The sequence below is a fragment of the Bacillus sp. PSXD-155 genome (genome assembly GCF_049310765.1).
In the GTDB taxonomy this organism is placed as follows: domain Bacteria; phylum Bacillota; class Bacilli; order Bacillales; family Bacillaceae_G; genus Bacillus_A; species Bacillus_A cereus.
On sequence record NZ_JBMOWC010000028.1, the window covers coordinates 1 to 22,970 of the forward strand.

A 22,970-nucleotide genomic window follows, 5' to 3' on the forward strand; every position below is an offset into this window, starting at 1 on the left:
TCGTTATGGTTACCGTCGCATTCGTGATGAATTAACGAATCGTGGCCAGAAAGTGAACCACAAGAAGGTTCAGCGCATTATGAAAGAGCTTGGGTTAAAGTGTGTTGTGCGTATGAAGAAATATAAATCCTATAAAGGAAAAGTCGGTAGAATTGCACCTAATATTTTAGAGCGTAATTTTCATACAGATGCACCGAATCAAAAGTGGGTAACAGACATCACAGAGTTTAAATTGTTTGGAGAAAAACTGTATGTATCACCTGTATTAGATTTGTATAATGGTGAAATTATTACCTATACAATTGGTTCTAGACCGACGTATTCGCTTGTTTCAGGCATGTTAGAGAAAGCATTGGAACGTTTACCTGAAACCCACCAGCTACTGATGCATTCGGATCAAGGATGGCATTATCAAATGAGACAGTACGTCCGGACACTTGAATCAAGAGCTATCGTCCAGAGTATGTCTCGAAAAGGCAACTGTTACGACAACGCAGTAATAGAAAATTTCTTTGGGATTATGAAGTCGGAGTTCCTCTACATAAAAGAATTTGAAAATGTAGAGCACTTTAAAATAGAATTAGAAAAATATATAGATTATTATAATACGAAACGGATTAAGGCAAAATTAAAAATGAGCCCAGTACAATACCGGACTCACTTTTATCAAGCTGCCTAATGAAATAACCGTGTCTAACTTTTAGGGGTCACTTCATTATCTACCTTTAAAACGCTCTTTTTTATTATTTCCCTTCTGTTACATAAGCCCACTTAAAGCTATATTCTGGACTGATGTTATGTTTCACAATTCCTTTAACATTCGGTTTCATTACATACGCTCTACCTGTTTGATATAAAGGAATTAATCCTGCATCTTCTTCAAGGAACAATTTCTCTGCTTTTCCTAACGTTTCCCAACGCTTCTTGGGATCAGACAATAATTCATTACCTGCTTTCGCTACCATTTCATCATATTTTGGATTCGAATAACTCATTTGGTTATATGGGCTCTTCGATTCAAACATATCAATAAACGTCATTGGATCCGAATAATCTGGGCTCCAACCTGCAAATGAAACTTCATAATCTTGCGCTGACTCTAATTTCAGTTTTTGTTTGAACGGCTGAATTTTCGTGTTAACCGTTACACCTTTTAAGTTTTTCTCAATTTGATCTTTAAAATAGTCAGCAATTTTTTTCGCAGTTCCATCATCATAGCTTAGTAGTTCAATTGTCACTTGATCTTTTCCAAGTTCTTTTTTCGCTGCTTCCCAAGCTGCTGCACCTTTTTTCGGATCATATTTTAGACCATTTTTAAATGTATCTTGGTAATCTTTACCGTCAGGCCCTGTCGCAAGCCCTTTTGGTACTAATTGATCTGTTGCTTTTGAACCGTTATTTAAAATAACGTTCGCTAAACCTTTTTTATCAATTGATAATGCGATTGCTTCACGTAGTTTTTTGCTCTTTAACGGTGTATCTTGTCCGTTACGCTTTTGATTTAAACGTAAGAAGAATGTACTTGCTTCTGAATACTCACCGTACTCCTCTTTGTTCGATTTATATTTATCAACGAATTCTCCTGATAATAGTGTAAAATCAATTGATCCTGTATCATATAAGTTTACTTTCGTCGCAACTTCTTTTACTACACTATAGTTAATTTCTTCTAATTTCACAGTCTTTTTATCCCAATACTGATCATTTTTCTTTAATTGCCATCCTTGTTCATGTTTCCATGACGCCATAACGAACGGTCCGTTATACAACGTTGTATCTGCTTCTAAACCGAACTTATCTCCTTTTTCTTTTACGAACTTTTCATTTAAAGGATAGTACGATGGGAATGCCATTAAATTCAAGAAATACGGTACTGGCTTTTCTAATTCTACTTCTAGTGTATAATCATCTACCGCTTTTGCTCCTAAATCTGTTAGAGGTTTTTCACCTTTATTAATTGCTTCTGCATTTTTAATATAGAAAGCGATAAACGCATATTCTGCAGCTGTATTTTTATCGAGTAAGCGCTGCCATCCGTATACGAAATCTTTCGCTGTTACAGGATCACCGTTTGACCATTTTGCATCTTTACGTAGTTTAAATGTATATTTTTTGCCATCCTCGCTTTTCGTACTAGATTCTGCCACAGCTGGGATTGGCTTATTATCTTTATCTAATCGATATAAACCTTCCATTGTGTTCCCTAAAATTTGAGAACCTAATGTATCAGTAGATTTTGAAACATCCATCGTCGGAATTTCTTGATTTTCTGTACGATTTAATACTTGTTTCGCTGCATATTTAATTTCAGCTTTTTTCTCTTCCCCACCACCACTAGACGTCGTAGTTGATTTCTTCTCCCCACCAGATCCAGAACACGCTGTCAACGCCATACTCATTGCTAAAACTGGCGCTACAACCGCCGTGAACTTTTTCATCTTTTTCTTCACTTTTGTACCCTCCCCAATTATATGTACGAAACCATTTTTGATAGACTTTCTAATAATTAGTTATCAGAAAATTCTTATTAATTAATATTCTACTAATTTTTCCGCTTTTGTAAAGTTATTTTTAAAATATTCTAAAAATTATTTTTTTATTATAGTAAAACGTATTTTTTACAATTGTCATGATACAAATTCTTCCTTACATCTATCGATTTATTTACATGTAATCTCATAATAAAAAGAGCATTCCAAAAGTAAATAGTCTACTTTTGGAATGCTCTATCATTTATCTTCTATTGTACGAGATTCTCACTACAAAATAAGCTAAGAAACTTGTATACATCCACTTAAAGATAACATTACTGTTCAAAAATTATTTTCCATCTTTTTCAGTCATATATGCCCACTTGAAGCTATACTCTGGGCTAATGTTATGGTGAACGATGCCTTTTGCATTTGGTTTTTGAACATATGCATCACCACGTTGGTATAAAGGTACAAGTGCTACATCTTTCTCAAGAAGTAATTTCTCAGCTTTTCCTAGCTCTTCCCAACGTTTCTTCGCGTCACCCATTAATTCTCCACCAGCTTTTTTAATCATATCATCATACTTAGAATCAGCGAAGCTCATTTGGTTATGAGAATGATTAGACTGGAACATATCTAAGAATGTCATTGGGTCAGCGTAGTCAGGTCCCCAACCAGCAAATGATAAATCATAATCTTGCTCTGTTTCTAATTTTAACTTTTGTTTGAATGGCTGAAGTTTAATATTAACCGTTACACCTTTTAAGTTTTTCTCGATCTGGTCTTTTACATATTCTCCAACTTTTTTCGCATTACCAGTATCATAGTTTAATAGCTCAATTGTAACTTGGTCTTTTCCAAGTTCTTTTTTCGCTTCATTCCATGCAGCTGCTGCTTTTTTCGCATCTGGCTTAATACCATTTTTAAATGTTTCTTGGAAATCTTTACCATCCGGTCCGGTTGCTAATCCTTTTGGTACTAAGAAGTCCGCAGGTTTAGATCCATCATTTAAAATTACATTTGATAGATTTTTCTTATCAATAGAAAGCGCGATTGCTTCACGTAATTTTTGGCTCTTTAACGGTGTATCTTGTCCGCCACGTTTTTGGTTCAGACGTAAGAAGTATGTGCTTACTTGTGAATATGTGCCAAACTCTTCTTTATTATTTCTATACTTATCAACGAATTCACCTGATAGAAGTGCAAAATCAATTGCATTTGTATCATATAAATTTACTCTTGTAGCTACTTCTTTTACTACACTATAGTTAATTTCATCTAGTTTTACAGTCTTTTTATCCCAATATTGGTCGTTTTTCTTTAATTTCCAACCTTGCTCATGCTTCCAATCAGTAAGAACGAACGGTCCGTTATATACTGTTGTATCAGACTCTAAACCATATTTATCTCCTTTTTCCTTCACGAACTTCTCATTTAATGGATAGTACGATGGGAACGCTACTAAGTTTAAGAAGTATGGTACTGCTTGTTCTAACTCAACTTCAAGCGTATAGTCATCTACCGCTTTTACTCCTAGCTCTGCTACAGGTTTTTCACCTTTATTCACCGCTTCCGCATTTTTAATTGGAAATGCAATAAATGCATACTCAGCAGCTGTTTTTGGATCTAATAAGCGTTGCCATGCATATGCAAAATCTTTCGCTGTTACAGGATCACCATTTGACCATTTTGCATCTTTACGTAGTTTAAATGTATATTTTTTACCATCCTCACTCTTCGTGCTTGATTCTGCAGCAGCTGGGATTGGTTTGTTATCTTTATCTAATCGATATAAACCTTCCATTGTGTTCCCTAAAATTTGAGAACCTAATGTATCTGTATTTTTAGAAGTATCCATTGTTGGAATCTCATTTGTTTCAGTACGATTTAGTACTTGTTTTGCTGCTAATTTTCCTTCTGATTTACTATCTCCACCAGAGCTAGAATTTGTGCTTGTCTTCTTATCTCCACCTGATGTAGAACATGCTGTTAATGCCATACTCATTGCTAAAACTGGTACTACAACCGCTGTTAGTTTTTTCATTTTTTTCTTTTTCACTTTCTGTACCCTCCCTAATTCTTAACGCTCTCATTTAAGAATTTTCTGATAATTCTGTTTTTCTTTATATATTTATCAGAAGATTCTTATTAACTATTATTCTACTAATTTTTTGAGTTTTGTAAAGTGTTATTATTGAAAATTTTTAAAAAATTATTTTTTTACAGTAATATTCATAAAAATTACTTAACCTTTCGAAACACTATACCTCATGGAATTCTATGTATTGATTTAATAGTCTTTATATCCCTTCACTATAAAATAACTTGTAAATTATTGTTAATAAATAATGTATATCGTAACAAACCTCTTTTCTACAAAAATAAAAAAGCAGACATTTCGTCTGCTTTAATTCTCCTCAATTTGCTTTTCACTTAACCCTAGATGTGTTCTAAGAGTATTACTCAAACTCTGTAGATCTTTTTTATTAGGATTATAATAATATACACGTTGCCCGTTTGGGCCATTAGGTAAGTATAAATCATCACCAGCTAATTGTATTTTTTCAACTGAACCGTTTAAACCGTATTTATAAAAAGATAAAATATCATCCATTACTAAATTTGTTTTAAAATCACTATCAACCGCCTCAACTATTTTTTCTAGCTTCGTAATCGATCCTACACTTTTTAATTTACTTAAAATCGCTTCAATAACAAGTTGTTGGCGCTGTCCTCTCATTGCATCACTATCAATATGGCGCGTTCTTGCTAGTGCAAGTGCTTCTTCGCCATTTAATTTTTGTAATCCTTTTTTCAAATGAATCGCATCAGGTTCATCTTTACTATTTTGCTCCGTAAATTCAACCGGGACATCCACTTCAATACCATCTAACCCATCAACAATTTTAGTAAAGGAACCAAAATTAAATTTCACAAAATAATCAACGGGCACCTGTAACAATTTTTCTACCGCTTCCACAGAAGCTTGCGGTCCTCCATCTGTACCATTTTTAACGAAACCACTTCCATATGCATGGGTTATTTTATCTTTTTTCTTTTCAACTGGAACATATGTATATGTATCACGCGGTATGCTCGTTAATTTCACTGTTTTATCGTCTTTATTAAAAGTCGCTAACAATAATGCATCTGTATGAAATGCACCATTATATTCCTTTTGTCGTTCTTGATTTTCATCAATTCCCATAATTAAAAGTGAAACATGATTTGCAATTGGCTTTACAGATTTCTCACGTAAATTGGATTTTTCACCTCGTGCTAAATTCAAATTAGATTTTTGTACGAGACTAGAAGTTTTCATATATACATAGGCTCCATAGCCAATTCCACCAAATAGTAATACCGCCAGTAGTAAACTTATTATCGTTTTCTTTTTATATTTTTGCTTATTTTTCTCTTCTCTTAAAGATGAATGATTCTCCATTTACTCTCCTCCTGTTTCTATTCATCCAATATGTTTTTCATTCTTTCATATTTAGCGCTATCCTTTTGAAACATACTTTCTTTCAATCCCTTATCTATTTGTATCCATTCAGTCGTAACTGAATATTGAATCAAGCCTTCTTGAAAACTAAGAAATTTCAACATAATCCCTGTATTTTTCTCCACAACCATTTCGAATTTCCCTCTTAAATCTTCAGAGGTGCTAACAGGCATCTCTATGTTGATGACTCCTTCAATTTTGTAACAATCTAATCCAAGATATTTCGTTTCTTTATAATTCCAATCTTTATATCGAATTAACAAATCTGCGAATTCTGATTGAATACTATATTTAGCTAGCCCTATATATTCATCATCATATCGCTTTTTTTCACCTGCTTTTTTCAATAACCTTTCCGTAGGATTTAATTTTAATAGTTCATTGTTTCTTTCTTTCGGGTTCCATTTTGTCTCTTTATAGGTATACTTCTCATTATCAAACTCTTTTTTCTTGCCCTCGTTATATATAATTGTTCGTTTTTTCGCTAGTTTATCTTCTTTCGAAGAGATACCTCTTTGTTTCTCCGTATCAATCGCATACTTATATGTTGTAGCAATTCTTGATGAGCTAGAATATTCCTCAAATTGTCCTGAAATATTTTTAAAATAATCAATAGAATCTAGCATTTTTTGATGAATCTTTTCTTTATCTGGATAATGTACATTCGATTTTATTTCTTCTTCATTTTCAAAATCAGAAAACGCTTTTTTCTTTACATATTCAAATACTCCACCATTTTGCGCAAAACTTTGTATAGAAAACTCAGACATAGATACCACTGAAAGTATACAAACCGCTGCACTAATTATCATCATATGAATTTTGTAACTCTTCTTTTTTACCTTAAGATTATGTAGCGTGCCATTAATTTTTTCATTTAACTCTGGAGGTACTATAACATTTTCATCTTTTATTCTCTTTTTTAATTTCTCATCAAATAATTTTTCATTATCCATCCTTTACACCCCCTATTCCATCTTTAATCGTTTTTGTAGTTGTTCCCTCGCGCGTGACAATCTTGATTTCACTGTTCCTTTCGGTATTTCTAACAGCTTTGCTATACTCTCTTGATTCATATCTTCATAATAATAAAGCACCGTAACAGCTCTTAATTCTTCATGTAACGATTGAATCGCATTACACAAATCTATATCTTCATACTGATCACACGCACTCATATTGTAATCATTCTCTTCTGTCACAATTACATTTTTATACGCTCTAATAATATTGTTACACTCATTTATTAGTATTCGAATTAACCAAGTTTGAAAAAATTCTTCTTTTTTTAATTTTTTTATATTTTCATAGGCCTTTAAAATTGTTGTCTGTATCGCATCCTCTATATTTGTCTCATCACGTAACATCGCCTTTGCTATTCGATACATCTTCACTTTTTCTGTATGCATAAGCGCTATAAAGGCTTCATGATTACCTTTTTTCGCCAAAGAAACATCCGTTTCTTCTTTTATAATCATTTTATATAAAGGGATTACTTTCACAATTGCTCCTCCTGTTTCATCCTCACTTCATCACTTCCAATTTAACTTTACATGTATTAGACGTATGAACCTAGAAAAAGGTTCATTTTTTTGAATATTTTCTTAATTAAAAAGATAAATATCCTTTATAAGTGTTATGCGATAAACATACTAGTTTTAATTTACAAATAAAAAAAGCCCACTTTCTAGTGGACTTTCTACTTTATAACGGTAAATCCCTCTTCTTAAACACTACAATTGCTACTATGAAAATACAAAGTGCTCCGGCAATTAACCCTATACTTACCGGCCATATATTATACGCTCCTTCAGCAATTTCTTTCGGACGAAACAGCGTGAATAATGATAGGTTTTTCATCCATTCTAACTTATCACTTAACTTCCCTACCATATCCAATACGAAAAATAGGATAGTTAAACTCGCTGAATAACTTAGTGCTTTTCTTTCGTCATTACATATGCAAGAAAAGAAAAATGAATACGCACTAACGACTAAAAATATGAGACCTCCGACTATATTTATCTTCAAAAATAATTCTTTATTTAAGTTATTATCTTGTAAAAACCATTCTGCACCTACTAACCCAGCTACATACGTAACAGATACAATAATCAGAAGTCCCAATATGAGAACAGTAGCTTGTGTAATAGCAATTTGCACTCTAGATACAGGTGTTGCTAGCAAGTATGCCATTGCTCCTTTATCTACATGACGAGCAATTAAATGTGTCGCAACTGTTACGCAAAAAATTGTTAAAATGATAATAAACAATAGACTATAGTATTCGCCCGCTAGAAAATCCATTACGTTTTGAATCGGACTTTCCATACCAACGATTTTTTTCACACTATCAGGCATGGCAGCTATTAATTCATTTAGCCCTTTCGCTGATACCATTGACGGGAATATCCAAATTAATAACCACAAATATAAAGCCGCACCACACGCATAACTCAAAATACTTTTTTGTGTTTCTTTCAAACTAGCTAAAAACAATTGCTTATTCATGCGTTACCCCTTCTTTCTTATCGTAATAATGCATAAATAAATGTTCTAAATCCATCGCTCTCGTTTGAAGTGCCGTTACATTATAGTTTGAAAGTGTTTGTAAAACAGTTTGATAGTTTCCTTGTACAATGATAGATGCCTCTCTACCTTTTACCGCTTCAAATTGCAAATTACACTTTATAAGGGACTCAATCTCTTCTTGTGATGATACTGTTACATCTATCACCTGTCTTCTCATACTTTGTAAATCGTGAATATTTTCAACCGTTACGAGTCGACCATCTTTAATAATAGCTACTCTGTCACAAGTTCTCTCAATTTCAGTAAAAATATGTGATGACATTAGGATTGTTTTTCCTCTTTGCTTTTCCTCTAATATTAAATCTATAAACACTTGTTGCATAAGTGGATCAAGTCCAGATGTTGGTTCATCTAAAATTAACACCTCTGGATCGTGCATAAATGCAGCGACTATCCCTACTTTTTGCTTCATTCCTTTAGACATTTTGCGAATCGGTGTTTTCACATCAAATTGCAGACGCTCTATCAGTTCATCTCGTCTTTTCGTATCCTTTAATCCACGCATTCCCTGCATTAATTTTAAAAACTCTAATCCGTTCATTCCTTCAATAAAAGAAATTTCACCCGGTAGATAACCAACTTCCCTTTGAATTTTCGCTGCTTCATTCCAACAATCTAATCCAAAAATTGTCGCTTTACCAGCTGTCGGTTTTATAAATCCCATTAAATTACGAATCGTCGTTGATTTTCCGGCACCATTCGGTCCTAAATAACCAAATACTTCTCCCTCTTTTACATCAAATGTAATATGAAACAAACCTTTTCCATTCGAAAACTGTTTTGTGACATCTTGAACTGAAATCATAATTCCACCTCATTTTTTGAAATATTGAATATGTGATATTTCAAAATTATTGTACTCCTCATCTTCCATATTCGCAACAACTTTTTGAAATATTTATTAGTCCATATTTCAAAATTATTGTTTTCCATTATTTTTTCTTGTATATTTTAAGTGAGGTGATTGCATTGAACGGCTTTGAAAGAGTAAAAGAAAAGAAAAAGCGTGCCATTAAAGAAGCAGCATTCGTATTATTTTCAGAACGTGGATTTAATGAAGTGAAAATAGAACATATCGCAAAAGAAGCAAACGTTTCTCAAGTTACAATTTATAATCATTTCGGAAGTAAAGATGCGTTATTTAGGGAGCTTATACAAGAATTTATCATATCTGAATTTCAATATTATAAAGAGCTTGCAGAAGAAAAATTACCTTTTCATGATATGATGCAAAAAATGATTGTAAGAAAAATGAATACTGGCGGGTTATTTCAACCTGATATGTTACTGCAAATGATGCAAAGGGACGAAGAACTCCGTAAGTTTATTTATAGTTATCAAAATGAAAAAATCCTGCCCTGGTATTTAGAAATATTAGAACAAGCTCAGCGCAAAAACGAAATTAATCCACACCTTACTAAAGAAATGATGTTACTTTACATTCAAATGTTTACTAAATTAGGTGATGATTTTGGGGCACAACTTCTTGAAGGAAATCGCGAAAAACATATACAAGATATCGTCACGATGTTCTTTTATGGACTGTCCGTCCCAGAAAAATAATTGTTTCTAAAAAACAAATACAATCACCAAAAAGCCCTTTGGATATTTAAATCTCAAGGGCTTTCTCATATCAAATAAATAGCTAAAACTAACTTTATCTTAAAGAAGTTAAATGCTGCTTTATAGATAACACCTTATTATAGATTAACTCTTTTAGCATAACAGGCTGAATCGAAATAATCGTTTCACCGAAATTCAGAAAATAATTTGAAATAAAATCAGATTCTTGCTTGTTAAAATAGCCTGTTATAATGTAATTTTCATTTTCCTTTTGCAACCTCATGGAAGGGTAATTCTCTTTATCAAAAATGTCTTTTCCTTTTTGATTAACAATGACGCTAAAATCAATTGCATCAGGCTTCCTGTGAAAAGTAGTAAGATAACTTAATAATTCTTCAAGATTTTTTGGATGAACATTGCTTGTTTCCACAATAGAAAGAATTTTATCACATCTAATTATTTGAACATGATTTGTCTCAAAATTAAAGATTTTAGCATACCACTGGCCAAATTTAGATTCTATTCGAATAAATTGGGCAACCAATGCTTTCTCCTCACCTTTTTTTAAATATGTTAAATGATAAACTCGCTCAGCAAAAATCCCCTGTAAAATTTCTTTTAAGAACGGACTAAATTTACTATGATTTGTTACTTCAAAGGAAAGCGTTCGTTCCATGATTGAAATATTTTTACTCACATTATCAGGTAATACATGTTTAAATTTATTTTCAAGCGCAATACTTTCTACATTAAATGGTTTTGTCTTGTATCCATTTAGCGTAAGAATTGAAAAGTATAACGCATACATTTCATCCACACTAAAATAAATTGGTGATAACACATTATTTTCTATAATTTTATAACTTCCATTTCTACCCAGTTCAGAATATATGGGTACACCTATTTCTTCCAATGATTGAATATCTCGCAACGCGGTACTTTTAGAAATATTATATCTAGTCATTAAATCTTTTAAATTAAAATATCTTTTATTCTTTAAGAAAATAAGCATATCATTTATTCGTTCCGTTTTTTTCATATTTCCCTCCCAAAAAGGTGTCATGTATTGAAACCCTTTTAATCTATATTATAATTATCAACTAATAAAGGAGTTATATATTTATGACATTAGAAATAGCTATTTTTCTTTCAATGAATGGGCAAGCAAAGGAGGCGATTAATTTTTATATACGTAATTTAGAAGCCAAAAAGTTAATGATTGTTACGTATGAAGAACTGGCGAAAAGAGATAGTTCTTTTAAAATTACAAGTGAAAATAAAGATCATATTGCTCACTCTGTTTTACAAATTGGGAATACAAAGCTAATGATAGCAGAAGATACAATGAATACTAATGAACGTTATAACGTTGGAAATAACATGTCACTTTGCATTCAAAGCGCTAATTTAGAAGAAATACAAAGGTTTTATAATAATTTAATTTCCGATAAGCATGTGAAAATAATCTCTCAGCTAGAAAAAAATATATTTAGTGAAGCATATGGTATTATTGAAGATCCTTATGGCATACAAATCCAATTAATGTACGATAAACGACTAAACTAATTAATTAATCATATTCACATATTCCTAATAAAAAAGACACGAAATTCGTGTCTTTTTATTTTATAGAAATGACTCTACCCTTTTCACTGCTTTCAATCGCTAATTGAATCAGTTTAATAACATCTAAACCTTCTTTTGCTGTTACAGGTAGTTCCTCACCATTTAATATACTATCTCGTACACCTTTATAATAATTGTCATAACAACCGACTTCTGTTGGAATACGCTCTAAGCTTTCTTCTGTTTCTAAAGTAGCAAAATTCTCTTCATCGTCTACCCCATAACCGTTATTGCCTGGCTTCATTCCACTTTTTAATTGCTCTTCCTGCGAATCCATACCGTACTTCACGATAGAACCTTTCTCTCCATGCACTATAAAATGCGGTCCAGCTTTTTTCACATAACTGCTGCTACGTAAAATGACACGTTTAACTCCGTAATGCAGTACTATGTGGAAATAATCATCCACCTCTGCACCTGGTCGTTGTTTTATTACATCTGCACTTATCGCATCTGGTTTCCCGAATATTGATAACGCTTGGTCAATTAAATGCGATCCTAAATCGTATAATATACCGGAACCTGGTAGATTTTTTTCTCTCCATCGATCACGTACATGTGGACGGAAACGATCAAAATTTGATTCATATGCGTATACATTCCCTACTCTGTTTTCTCCTAACAATTTCTTAATTGTTAAGAAATCATTATCAAAACGACGATTATGATATACGCTTAACATTACATTATGCTGCTCTGCTAATGTAATAAGCTCTTCCCCTTCTTCAATTGAAACAACAAATGGTTTTTCTACAACAACATGCTTACCGTTTAAAATTGCTTCTTTTACATATGGAAAATGAGTTGTATTAGGTGATGTAATAACAACTAAGTCAACATCAGCTCGCTTCACCAATTCATCAATTGTACTAACAACATTAGCGTTTGGTAATGTTTCTTTTACTACCTCTTCTTTTGAGGATAATACAGCTCGAATATCATATTCTTCTATTGTTTGTAATAGTGGGATATGAAATGTCGTACTAGAAAAACCAAATCCTACAATCCCTACACCTATTTTTTTCATGTTGCCCCTCCATTTGTGCCGCTTTAACGGGCAGTAAGATTCCTAACCCAAAATTCAGTGAAAGCTAAGGAATTAGGTGAGGAATCAACTGCTTGTTAAAGCCCGATTAGTTCAACTAATAATCAGTGAGGATGAAGAAAATCCCCATTGATTAAAGTTTCACTTTATGAGAACGATTTCATTCAGTTATTATAACAAGATTATTATTATTTACATAATAAATTGCCTAGAAAAAAGCATCTTGCTATTATTCATAGCAAGATGCTTTTTTACTCCGGTCGTTTTTTCGTCCACGTTTCTACTACTTCACCAGTATCATTTACATCTAGCACTAGGCTACCATTACTATACCGGTCTTTATTTCGATACGCTTTCGGATCAATCTCTTCTACAATGTTTTTCTCTGTCTTCATGTAAACTAATTCATCGTCCCGAACAATTTCAATACCGACAATGCGGTACGGATTACGTTTTAACTCTTTGAAAATAACAAGACCTCGCTTCGCCCTCGTTGATTTTTCAATTTCTGATGCTTTTAGACGTTTTACAGCACCACGCTGCGTTACGAGAATAAGTTGATCTTTATCACCATTTAACGGTTTACCAGAAGCGACATAGTCATCTTCTTTTAAATTAATTGCTTTCACACCAGCAGCTCTTACACCGACTGGACTTACTTCATCTTCATGGAAAATAAGTGCATATGCACCATGTGTAGCAAGAACGATATCACTCGTTCCATCTGTCGCAAATATATCGACAACTTCATCATCTTTTTTCAAGTTTACAGCAACGAATGCCCTTGAATAACGCTGAACTTTATATTGATTTAATTCTGTTTTCTTTATCATACCATTTCGTGTTACAAATACGATAAATCGTTTTTCTTCCTCAAAGTTCGGTACAACCGTTGCCCAAATGATCGTTTCATCTCGGTCGAGTGAAACGATATTTGCAACGTGCTGACCTAAATCTTTCCAACGAATATCTGGCATTTCGTATACTGGAAGATATATATAGTTCCCTTTACTTGTGAATAAAAGAACTGTTTCAGTCGTATTCGTATCGAATCGTTCAAGTAAGATGTCACCCTCTTTCATACCGAAGTCTTTGCCGTTTGATGCATTATGTGAGCGCCATCCAGTACGTTTCACATATCCTTCTTTCGTTACAGTAACGATGACATCTTCTTGTGGAATCATCACTTCTACGTCTATTTTAATTTCTTCAATTTGTTCTTCAATAATAGCACGGCGATCATCACTATATGTTTTCTTAACTCTCTTCAAATCAGTTTTAATGACTTGAAGTAATCTTTTTTCACTTTGTAAAATTGACTGTAGCTCTAGAATTTTCTTATTAAGCTCATCTGCTTCTTCTTGTAACGCCGTAATGTCTGTATTCGTTAAGCGATATAATTGCAAGGAAACAATTGCTTCCGCCTGTGCTTCTGTAAAGCCAAATTTTGCACTTAAATTATCTTTCGCATTACGTTTATCTTTTGAAGCTCGAATTGTCTCGATTACTTGATCTAAAATCGATAATGCTTTCTTTAAACCTTCTACAATATGTTGACGATTTTCTGCTTTTCTTAATTCATATTGCGAACGTCTCGTAATAACCTCTTTTTGATGTCCAATATAAGCATCCAAAATTTTTGGTAATGTCATAAGTGTTGGACGACGATTATTAATCGCTACCATATTAAAGTTATATGGAATTTGTAAATCTGTATTTTTATATAAATAATTTAAAATACCTTCGGCGTTTGCTTCTTTCTTTAATTCAACAACAATTCGTAAACCAGTACGATCTGTCTCATCACGCACTTCAGCAATACCATCTAACTTTTTATCTAGACGTAATTCATCCATTTTCTTTACAAGGTTTGCCTTATTCACTTCGTAAGGAATTTCAGTGATTACAATTTGTTGTTTCCCACCGCGCACTGTTTCAACTTCTGCTTTTCCGCGAATAATAATTTTACCTTTACCTGTTTCATACGCCTTTTTAATACCATCAATCCCTTGAATAATACCGCCTGTTGGGAAATCTGGTCCTTTCATAACTGTTAATAAATCATCAACAGTACTATTTGGCTTATCAATACGCATCATTGTAGCATCAATAACTTCTCCAAGATGATGCGGAGGAATTTCTGTTGCATAACCAGCGGAAATCCCTGTAGATCCGTTCACTAATAAATTCGGGAACGCTGCTGGTAATACAACTGGTTCTTCACTCGTATCATCAAAGTTTGACACGAATTCAACTGTTTCTTTATCAAGATCACGTAATAATTCAGATGCGATTGGTGATAAACGAGCTTCCGTATAACGCATTGCTGCCGCTGGGTCCCCATCAACACTACCGTTATTACCATGCATTTCAACTAAAACATTACGTACTTTCCAAGTTTGGCTTAAGCGTACCATTGCTTCATATACAGAGGAATCTCCATGTGGATGATAATTACCGATAACATTACCTACTGTTTTAGCTGATTTACGAAACGCTTTATCATGTACATTACCTTCTACATACATAGAATATAAAATACGTCTTTGTACTGGCTTTAAGCCATCACGTGCATCTGGAAGTGCACGATCTTGAATAATATATTTACTATAACGTGCAAAGCGATCACCTAACACGTCTTCAAGCGGGAGGTCATGAAACTTCTCTGCTTGCATGTTATTCCACCTCCGTCTCCATAATCATTTCATTTTCTAAAATATTTCCTTCTTCTTGCATACCAAACTGTACATTACGTTCAATCCATTTACGGCGCGGTTCTACTTTATCGCCCATTAATGTTGTAACGCGACGCTCTGCTCTTGCTGCATCATCAATTTTCACGCGAATTAATGTACGCGTTTCAGGATTCATTGTTGTTTCCCATAATTGATCCGCATTCATTTCACCAAGCCCTTTATAACGTTGTAACATATAGCCTTTTCCAACTTTTTTCGTTACACCGTCTAATTCCTCATCTGACCAAGCGTATTCAATTACTTCACTCTTACCTTTTCCTTTACTTACTTTGTATAAAGGAGGGAGTGCGATAAACACTTTACCCGCTTCGATAAGTGGCTTCATATATCTGTAGAAGAACGTTAATAACAATACTTGAATATGAGCTCCATCCGTATCGGCATCGGTCATAATTACAACTTTATCGTAGTTAATATCTTCAACATCAAATTCATTTCCTACACCGCCGCCAATCGCATAAATGATTGTATTAATCTCTTCATTTTTAAAGATATCAGCAAGCTTTGCTTTCTCTGTATTAATTACTTTACCACGTAATGGTAATACGGCCTGGAAACGACGGTCTCGTCCTTGTTTCGCTGAACCACCAGCAGAGTCACCCTCTACTAAATACAATTCGTTTTTCTGAGGATTACGTGATTGTGCAGGTGTTAACTTCCCGCTTAACGTACCTTCTGATTTTTTCTTCTTCTTACCACTACGTGCTTCTTCTCTCGCTTTACGAGCAGCCTCACGTGCTTGCGCTGCTTTAACTGCCTTTCTCACAAGAAGTGTAGCTACATCCGGGTTTTCCTCTAAAAAGTAAGCTAAATGCTCTGATACAATGGCATCAATAGAAGAACGAGCTTCACTTGTACCAAGTTTCCCTTTCGTTTGTCCTTCAAACTGAAGTACTTCTTCTGGTACACGTACAGAAACGATAGCCGCTACACCTTCACGAATATCTGTACCTTCTAAATTTTTATCTTTTTCTTTTAATAATGAAACTTTACGAGCATACTCATTGAACACACGCGTCATTGCTGTTTTAAATCCAGCTTCGTGTGTTCCACCATCTTTTGTACGTACGTTATTTACAAACGAAAGAATATTTTCTGAGTAACCATCATTAAACTGGAATGCTAGTTCTGCTTCAATCCCGTTTTGTTCACCAGTGAAATATACAACCGGGTGAATTGAATCTTTTTCTTCGTTTAAATATGAAACGAAAGCTTCGATTCCTGTTTCATAATGAAATATATCTTCTAAATCATTACGTTCGTCTTTTATCGAGATTTTCATTCCTTTTAATAAGAATGCAGATTCACGTAATCTCTCACATAATGTTTCATAATTGTAATTTGTCGTGCTGAAAATCGTTGTATCTGGTTTGAAGTGCATTGTCGTACCAGACTCTTTTGTTTTCCCGATTTTCTCTAACGTCGTTGCAGGAACGCCACCATTTTCAAAGCGTTGTTCATAAATGTTACCATCACGTTTAATTGTTACTACTAACCATTCTGACAAAGCGTTTACAACTGATGCCCCAACACCGTGTAAACCACCACTCGTTTTATAGCCACCTTGACCAAACTTACCACCTGCATGAAGTACAGTTAAAATAACTTCAGGTGTAGGTTTCCCAAGTTTATGCATTCCCGTAGGCATTCCTCGCCCTTTATCTATAACGCTAATACTATTATCTTTATGTATTACGACTGAAATTTCGTCGCCAAATCCCGCTAACGCTTCGTCAACGGAGTTATCTACTATTTCATATACTAAATGATGCAATCCACGGCTATCCGTACTCCCGATATACATACCCGGGCGTTTTCGAACGGCTTCAAGTCCTTCTAACACTTGAATCGCATCTTCATTATATTGGAACTGATGCTTCGCCAAACTCCTTGCCCCTTTCCTAATCCAAAATCAGAACATATGTTTCTATTATAGAATAACGCCTCGACTATAGTTTTGGCAAGTTATCTTATCTCTTTTATATACCATCTTCAATAGAAAAATCCTTGTTTTCTCACAAGGATTCCTCTAGGCTACTATTTCAGAAAAATAATCGTTTGTCAACGAGAAATGGATATGTATTCCAAGATTACACATTCCAAACCTTTATTATGATCCAAATGATCAAGATCCAAAATGGGATTACAAATAACAATCCCCAAAAACAGCCTTTAAAAAATCTCATGATGAACACCTCGTTCATCGGCCCTACTTATCTATAATGAGAGCTGAATCAATCTTTCTACTTTTAAATCTATACTATTTTGTCATCGCATGTTCTACTTTAATACAACGATCCATTATTACAGTATAGTCTTTTTCTTTTAAAAGTTTATATGTATCTTCATCTTGTACTCCTAATTGTGCCCAAAAAACATCTGCATCAATCTCTACAAATTCTTTTGCAACATCCATTAAAAACTCTGAGCGACGAAATACATTTACTATGTCAACGTGTTCCTTAATATCCTTTAGTGAAGAAACTGCCTTTTCTCCAAGCACCTCATCTACTGTTGGATTAACTGGAATAATACGGTATCCAGCATCTTGCATTGCTTTTGAAACCATATACGATGTACGTTCTGGCTTATCTGATAATCCAACAACCGCAATTGTTTTGCTTCTCTTTAACACTTCACCAATTTCCGTACGAGTTGGGTTTTCAATTGTCATAATTAATCCCTCCTATTCCTTTAGTATAGCCGATAAAGAAAGTCTCTTTCAATATGAAAGAGACTTTCTTTTATTTCGATTATTGATTCTTTGTAGCTGAATTATCTGCTAAAGTAGCCGATTTCGTCATTTTTTGACCGTTACGGTAGAATGTAACTTCTACTTTCTCGCCTACTTTTTTCTTTTCATATAAATATTTACGGAATTGAAGTGAGTTTTCTACTTTTTGATCATCTAATGCTACTACAATATCATATTGCTCTAAACCAGCTTTTTCTGCCGGTGATATTGGGTAAATTTTACCTAATACAACACCATTCGTTACTTCTTTCGGTACTTTCAATTGATTGACTGCATAAGCTTGCACATCTTCTAACGAAACGACACCTACTCCAAGAGCTGGACGTTTTACTACTCCGTCTTTTTCAAGTGATTCAATAACTGGCTTTGCGATATTAATTGGAATAGCAAATCCAATTCCTTCAACTTCTTGCTGTGCAATTTTACTTGAATTAATCCCAATTATTTCACCATTTTGGTTAAATAATGCACCACCACTATTACCGGGGTTAATCGCTGCATCTGTTTGAATAACTTGTGCTTGCCAATCTGGTCGTTTATCGCCATCAATATCAACTGGAATTTCACGTTCTTTACTACTAATAATGCCTTCCGTTACACTTCCATCAAATCCTAGTGGGTTACCGATTGCAATTGCTTTTTCACCTGCACGGATTTTACTTGAGTCACCTAAAGTTGCAACTTTATTCACATTAGAGCCGTCAATTTCAACAACAGCTAAATCTAACCAAGGATCTTTCCCTACTAACTTTGCATCTACCTTTTTACCATCACTTAGTTTTACAGCAAGTTTATTTGCACCATCTACTACGTGGTTGTTTGTTACAATATATGCTTTATTTCCTGCTTTTTTATAAATAACACCTGATCCTGAACCAGCTTGTTGTTCTTGACCTGTCGGTTGCATTGCAAATGGATCAACACTTTGCTGCATATTAATAACACCTACAACAACGTCTTTCGCTCCTTCAATCATACCAGGTAAATCAGTTTCATTTTTCGCTTTATTTACAACAGGAACTACAGTACCTTCTACTTTTGAATCCGAACTAAATGATGATACTGGTGCTCCATTATTTTGAGCCCATGGCATATATGGTGCTGCAAAACTAATCGAAACCGCTCCGACTACAGCTCCCACTAAACCTGTGAAGAAATAGCCTTTTTTACTACCTGATTTTCTCACTTCTCTCGTTTCACTATGCTCTTCATTTAAATTTGGTCCGTCGTAATATCCCATGTTTTATTTCCCCTCTCTGGTGAATTCGTATTTTCAGTATAGTCACGTTTTGTGTCCTTCTTGTGAACTCATCGTGAAATCCAATTAAAAAAATACTCCTATCTAACATTGTAGACAAGAAAAGTATTTTTTGTACATTCTACCTTCAAAAGAGAGTATAAAATTGCCATTTCCCTAGGCTAAATTACACAAATCGTTCTAGATTATTCTTCAAATTTATAACCAACTCGAATAACAGTACCGATATGCTTCGCTTTATCTCCCAACTTATTTCGAAGTTTTTTAATATGAGTATCAACTGTTCGGTCATCACCGTAATAGTCATATCCCCATAACTGGTCTAATAAATGTTGACGTGATAAAACGATTCCTTTGTTCTCCATTAAATAAACGAGAAGTTCAAATTCTTTATGTGTCAATATAATTTCTTCTCCATCTACTAAAACAGTTCTAGATAGACGATTCACTTCAATTCCAGCTAAAGACATAGCATTTTCTTCCGCTATACCTACCGCACCATCCGCACGTTTCAATAACGTCTTTGCACGAGCTACTAACACTTTCGGGCTAAATGGTTTCGTTACATACTCGTCTGCACCTAATTCGAAACCTAGCAATGTATCATCCTCATCAGAACGCGCTGTCAACATAATAATTGGTACTGCTGATTCTTTTCTAATTCGTCTACAAACAGACCATCCATCTATTTCCGGTAACATAATATCTAACATAATTAAATCAATTTCATGCTCTGCAAATAACTCTAACGCTTTTTTTCCATCTTCTGCTTCGATTACTTCAAAGCCTTCATTACGAAAATAATCACTAACAATTTCACGTAATCTTCTTTCATCTTCAACAAGCAATACTGTTTTATTCATATAATCTATCCCGCCTTTTTACTCTTTCAATCGAATAATACGTTGATTGGAGCTTCCGCGAAATGGAAGTGTTAAATCTTTTTTCTCAATTTCAAACCTTCCATCGACTAAAACATCCCCATAATGTAACAACTCTATCATATCATTATTTTGAGAACTCTGTATCTCTTCTAACGTATAACCTGTATACATCCATAGGTTTTTTTTCAAATCTTTCACGATTTTTGCTACCTTTTTCACTTCAGCAGCTTGAAAAAATGGATCTCCACCTGAAAATGTTACATCAGTTAATGGATTACTTGCAATCTCTTTCACAATTTCTTCTACTGTCATTTCCGTTCCGTTGCAAATATTCCACGATTTTGGATTATGGCAACCGACACAACGATGCGGACAGCCCGCAAAAAACACGACTGTCCGCAATCCTTCTCCATCTACTACACTATCATGAATAATATTCATCACTTTCATTTATGTTTCACCCGATCTATCTCTTCACTACGTTTCGCGCTATTCCACTTCGACATATCTCCTACAAGATAGCCTGTTATACGGCGAATTCTTTCTATATTAGCCTCATCTTCATTCCCGCAACTTGGACATTCATTTCCAATAACCCCGTGATAACTACAGCACTTACAACGGTCAACAGGATGATTAATTGAACCGTATCCAACGCCATGTTCTGCCATGGCTTGTACAATTTGTTTTAATGCCTTTTTGTTATGCATCGCTGCTCCGTCTAGTTCAATATACGTAATGTGTCCTCCATTACAGAGAGCATGAAACGGGCCTTCTAAACGGATTTTATTTATCGCTTGAATGTTATAATAAACTGGAATATGGAATGAATTCGTATAGTAATTATGGTTCGTTATACCGCTAATTACGCCAAATTCTTCTCTATCTTTTTTCACAAACTTTCCTGATAATCCTTCTGCTGGAGTTGCAATTATCGAGAAATTCAGTTGATGTTCTTCTGTCGCTTTATCCATTCTATCTCTCATAAAGGAAATAATTTCATACCCAAGTTTCCATGATTCTTCATCTTCCCCATGATGCTTTCCTGTTAAAGCTACTAAACATTCCGCAAGACCGATAAAACCAACACTTAACGTCCCTTGTTTTAAAATCGAAGCTACGGAGTCTTCAGGCTGCAATGCTTCTCCACCACGCCATACACCTTGTGAATATAAAAACTGAAAATCTCTTGCTCGCTTCGTACATTGATACGCAAATCTTTCTAATAACTGCTTAATTCCTAAATCTAAATAGTAGTTTAGCGCTTCAAAAAATGCTTCTTTTGAACCACTAATTAACGCTAATTTCACTAAATTGATAGACGTAAATGATAAATTCCCTCTACCAATCGCTGTTTCTTCTCCATGTATATTAGACATAACACGGGTACGACATCCCATGTAACATACTTCACTTTCTGGTCTTCCATCATAATGCACTGCATTAAACGGAGCATCTAAAAATGAAAAGTTAGGGAATAATCGCTCTGCAGTTGTCTCTAATGCTAATTCAAATAAATCGTAATTCGGATCACTTTCTTCAAAATTCACACCTTTTTTCATCTTGAAAATTTGAATCGGAAAAATTGGTGTCTCTCCTTTACCAAGTCCAGCTTGTGTCGCTTTTAATAGTTGTTTAATTAACATTCTTCCTTCTTTTGACGTATCTGTTCCGTAATTAATAGAAATAAACGGTACTTGTCCTCCGCCCCTACTATGCATACTATTCGAATTATGAACGAAAGCCTCACACGCTTGATACGTATCATTTTCCGTTTCTTTCCATGCAAATTCTTCTATTTGTTCTTTCGTAAGCGGATATGATTGTAATCGTTTTTTATGTCTCTCAATTGTTTTTCGTACATAAGGTGCTAAATCAATATCAAAGAGTGCAAACGATTGACCGCCATGCTGCATATTTTGATTCGCTTGAAAAATAATAGACGAAAGAGCCAATGCACTTTTAATGTCTTGTGGTTGTCTCATATGTCCATGTCCAGTATGAAAACCGTTAGCAAGCATTTGCGCTAACGGAATTTGCGAACAAGTCGTCGTTCCTGTCGCATAAAAATCTAAATCATGTGGATATAATATATTTTCATTTATCGCTTTTTTCACTTGATCTGACAATAAATTCTCAACAGCATAATATTTTGCACTCTCAGATGCGAACGTTCCCATTACACCCATTGGAGAGCGGCCGTCTACATTTGCATTTTCTTGCATTAAATCTTGTTCATTGCCGTGGACTATCGTCTCGAACACTTTCATTAATTCTTCTCCACGTGTATTATTTTGTAACATTTATAACCCTCCACCAATATGTTGTTGTCTTTTGATTAAAATGTTACTACATATAGTCTTGCTGTTTCTGCGAGAAATGTAACATTACTGTGAAATTTTTTTCACGAAATAATGAATTTTTCATTTACAAAAAAGAAATGTGCTCTTTACAAATGTATGGTACAATATACGGGAAAAACTCTTTTTACCCTTTATCAACACATTTGAAT

General features: G+C 34.2%; 19 protein-coding genes. 3 read left to right on the forward strand and 16 right to left on the reverse strand.

The features are described 5' to 3' along the window. A partial coding sequence (locus ACO6VI_RS23305) for an IS3 family transposase (RefSeq protein WP_422423579.1) occupies positions 1-679 on the forward strand: 679 nt, incomplete at its 5' end. 64 nt (positions 680-743) lie between these two features. Here the strand turns inward: ACO6VI_RS23305 and ACO6VI_RS23310 are convergent. From ACO6VI_RS23310 to ACO6VI_RS23340, 7 genes are all read right to left on the reverse strand, one after another. Continuing rightward, positions 744-2,438 carry a peptide ABC transporter substrate-binding protein gene (locus ACO6VI_RS23310; RefSeq protein ID WP_098641297.1) on the reverse strand — a complete coding sequence of 565 codons (1,695 nt, stop codon included), beginning with the start codon at positions 2,436-2,438 and terminating at the stop codon, positions 744-746. A 382-nt stretch (positions 2,439-2,820) separates the two neighbouring features. Continuing rightward, positions 2,821-4,533: a peptide ABC transporter substrate-binding protein gene (locus ACO6VI_RS23315; RefSeq protein WP_000727534.1), complete on the reverse strand. Its 1,713-nt coding sequence runs from the start codon at positions 4,531-4,533 to the stop codon at positions 2,821-2,823. A 348-nt stretch (positions 4,534-4,881) separates the two neighbouring features. Continuing rightward, positions 4,882-5,919 carry an LCP family protein gene (locus ACO6VI_RS23320; RefSeq protein ID WP_000427599.1) on the reverse strand — a complete coding sequence of 346 codons (1,038 nt, stop codon included), beginning with the start codon at positions 5,917-5,919 and terminating at the stop codon, positions 4,882-4,884. A gap of 17 nt (positions 5,920-5,936) precedes the next feature. Further along, positions 5,937-6,935, reverse strand: coding sequence for a hypothetical protein (locus tag ACO6VI_RS23325; RefSeq protein WP_063548320.1), 999 nt, complete (start codon positions 6,933-6,935; stop codon positions 5,937-5,939). A gap of 12 nt (positions 6,936-6,947) precedes the next feature. Then, the gene (locus ACO6VI_RS23330; protein ID WP_023522718.1) at positions 6,948-7,481 is read right to left on the reverse strand and encodes an RNA polymerase sigma factor; all 534 of its coding nucleotides are present in this window, start codon (positions 7,479-7,481) and stop codon (positions 6,948-6,950) included. A 202-nt stretch (positions 7,482-7,683) separates the two neighbouring features. After that, the gene (locus ACO6VI_RS23335) at positions 7,684-8,490 is read right to left on the reverse strand and encodes an ABC transporter permease subunit (protein WP_001041425.1); all 807 of its coding nucleotides are present in this window, start codon (positions 8,488-8,490) and stop codon (positions 7,684-7,686) included. Further along, positions 8,483-9,376, reverse strand: coding sequence for an ABC transporter ATP-binding protein (locus ACO6VI_RS23340; protein WP_023522720.1), 894 nt, complete (start codon positions 9,374-9,376; stop codon positions 8,483-8,485). The genes ACO6VI_RS23335 and ACO6VI_RS23340 overlap by 8 nt, the downstream gene beginning before the upstream one ends. A gap of 155 nt (positions 9,377-9,531) precedes the next feature. Between ACO6VI_RS23340 and ACO6VI_RS23345 the strand changes: the two genes are divergently transcribed. After that, entirely contained in the window at positions 9,532-10,134 is a 603-nt protein-coding gene (locus tag ACO6VI_RS23345) for a TetR/AcrR family transcriptional regulator (protein WP_120460340.1), read from the forward strand. A gap of 94 nt (positions 10,135-10,228) precedes the next feature. Here ACO6VI_RS23345 and ACO6VI_RS23350 read toward each other — a convergent pair whose 3' ends face one another. Continuing rightward, positions 10,229-11,197 (reverse strand): helix-turn-helix transcriptional regulator, encoded by a 969-nt coding sequence (locus ACO6VI_RS23350; protein ID WP_161520482.1) that lies wholly within the window; start codon positions 11,195-11,197, stop codon positions 10,229-10,231. Positions 11,198-11,256: 59 nt separating this feature from the next. Here ACO6VI_RS23350 and ACO6VI_RS23355 point away from each other — a divergent pair, with 59 nt between their 5' ends. Beyond that, a complete protein-coding gene (locus ACO6VI_RS23355) occupies positions 11,257-11,700 on the forward strand; it encodes a VOC family protein (protein WP_000171338.1) in 444 nt (147 codons plus the stop codon). A 55-nt stretch (positions 11,701-11,755) separates the two neighbouring features. On the opposite strand, the gene ACO6VI_RS23360 is transcribed toward ACO6VI_RS23355, so the two are convergent. The 8 genes from ACO6VI_RS23360 to ACO6VI_RS23395 form a co-directional block, all read right to left on the reverse strand. Then, on the reverse strand, positions 11,756-12,787 hold the full coding sequence (locus ACO6VI_RS23360) for an oxidoreductase (protein WP_063548324.1): 1,032 nt from the start codon (positions 12,785-12,787) through the stop codon (positions 11,756-11,758). A 269-nt stretch (positions 12,788-13,056) separates the two neighbouring features. Then, a complete protein-coding gene (gene parC / locus ACO6VI_RS23365; RefSeq protein WP_001147467.1) occupies positions 13,057-15,480 on the reverse strand; it encodes a DNA topoisomerase IV subunit A in 2,424 nt (807 codons plus the stop codon). A 1-nt stretch (position 15,481) separates the two neighbouring features. Further along, complete coding sequence (parE, locus tag ACO6VI_RS23370; protein WP_001062197.1) at positions 15,482-17,446, reverse strand: DNA topoisomerase IV subunit B; 1,965 nt, start codon at positions 17,444-17,446, stop codon at positions 15,482-15,484. Positions 17,447-17,821: 375 nt separating this feature from the next. Further along, positions 17,822-18,235, reverse strand: coding sequence for a CoA-binding protein (locus ACO6VI_RS23375; protein ID WP_000151397.1), 414 nt, complete (start codon positions 18,233-18,235; stop codon positions 17,822-17,824). 79 nt (positions 18,236-18,314) lie between these two features. Then, positions 18,315-19,556 (reverse strand): S1C family serine protease, encoded by a 1,242-nt coding sequence (locus ACO6VI_RS23380; RefSeq protein ID WP_000542643.1) that lies wholly within the window; start codon positions 19,554-19,556, stop codon positions 18,315-18,317. A gap of 203 nt (positions 19,557-19,759) precedes the next feature. Continuing rightward, positions 19,760-20,437, reverse strand: a complete 678-nt coding sequence (locus tag ACO6VI_RS23385; protein ID WP_063548327.1) for a response regulator transcription factor — start codon at positions 20,435-20,437, stop codon at positions 19,760-19,762. A gap of 18 nt (positions 20,438-20,455) precedes the next feature. Further along, positions 20,456-20,908, reverse strand: coding sequence for an anaerobic ribonucleoside-triphosphate reductase activating protein (gene nrdG / locus ACO6VI_RS23390; protein ID WP_000867078.1), 453 nt, complete (start codon positions 20,906-20,908; stop codon positions 20,456-20,458). Beyond that, entirely contained in the window at positions 20,905-22,761 is a 1,857-nt protein-coding gene (locus tag ACO6VI_RS23395; RefSeq protein WP_000940082.1) for an anaerobic ribonucleoside triphosphate reductase, read from the reverse strand. Before ACO6VI_RS23395 ends, nrdG begins: the two co-directional genes overlap by 4 nt. Positions 22,762-22,970: the final 209 nt, after the last annotated feature.

Bases quoted from the DNA above. Each gene is read 5' to 3' on its own strand.
- ACO6VI_RS23320 (WP_000427599.1), bottom strand. From the start codon at position 5,919: ATGGAGAATCATTCATCTTTAAGAGAAGAGAAAAATAAGCAAAAATAT.
- parC (WP_001147467.1), bottom strand. From the start codon at position 15,480: ATGCAAGCAGAGAAGTTTCATGACCTCCCGCTTGAAGACGTGTTAGGT.
- ACO6VI_RS23325 (WP_063548320.1), bottom strand. From the start codon at position 6,935: ATGGATAATGAAAAATTATTTGATGAGAAATTAAAAAAGAGAATAAAA.
- ACO6VI_RS23380 (WP_000542643.1), bottom strand. From the start codon at position 19,556: ATGGGATATTACGACGGACCAAATTTAAATGAAGAGCATAGTGAAACG.
- ACO6VI_RS23385 (WP_063548327.1), bottom strand. From the start codon at position 20,437: ATGAATAAAACAGTATTGCTTGTTGAAGATGAAAGAAGATTACGTGAA.
- ACO6VI_RS23340 (WP_023522720.1), bottom strand. From the start codon at position 9,376: ATGATTTCAGTTCAAGATGTCACAAAACAGTTTTCGAATGGAAAAGGT.
- ACO6VI_RS23335 (WP_001041425.1), bottom strand. From the start codon at position 8,490: ATGAATAAGCAATTGTTTTTAGCTAGTTTGAAAGAAACACAAAAAAGT.
- nrdG (WP_000867078.1), bottom strand. From the start codon at position 20,908: ATGAAAGTGATGAATATTATTCATGATAGTGTAGTAGATGGAGAAGGA.
- ACO6VI_RS23360 (WP_063548324.1), bottom strand. From the start codon at position 12,787: ATGAAAAAAATAGGTGTAGGGATTGTAGGATTTGGTTTTTCTAGTACG.
- ACO6VI_RS23350 (WP_161520482.1), bottom strand. From the start codon at position 11,197: ATGACACCTTTTTGGGAGGGAAATATGAAAAAAACGGAACGAATAAAT.
- ACO6VI_RS23395 (WP_000940082.1), bottom strand. From the start codon at position 22,761: ATGTTACAAAATAATACACGTGGAGAAGAATTAATGAAAGTGTTCGAG.
- ACO6VI_RS23375 (WP_000151397.1), bottom strand. From the start codon at position 18,235: ATGACAATTGAAAACCCAACTCGTACGGAAATTGGTGAAGTGTTAAAG.
- ACO6VI_RS23310 (WP_098641297.1), bottom strand. From the start codon at position 2,438: ATGAAAAAGTTCACGGCGGTTGTAGCGCCAGTTTTAGCAATGAGTATG.
- ACO6VI_RS23355 (WP_000171338.1), top strand. From the start codon at position 11,257: ATGACATTAGAAATAGCTATTTTTCTTTCAATGAATGGGCAAGCAAAG.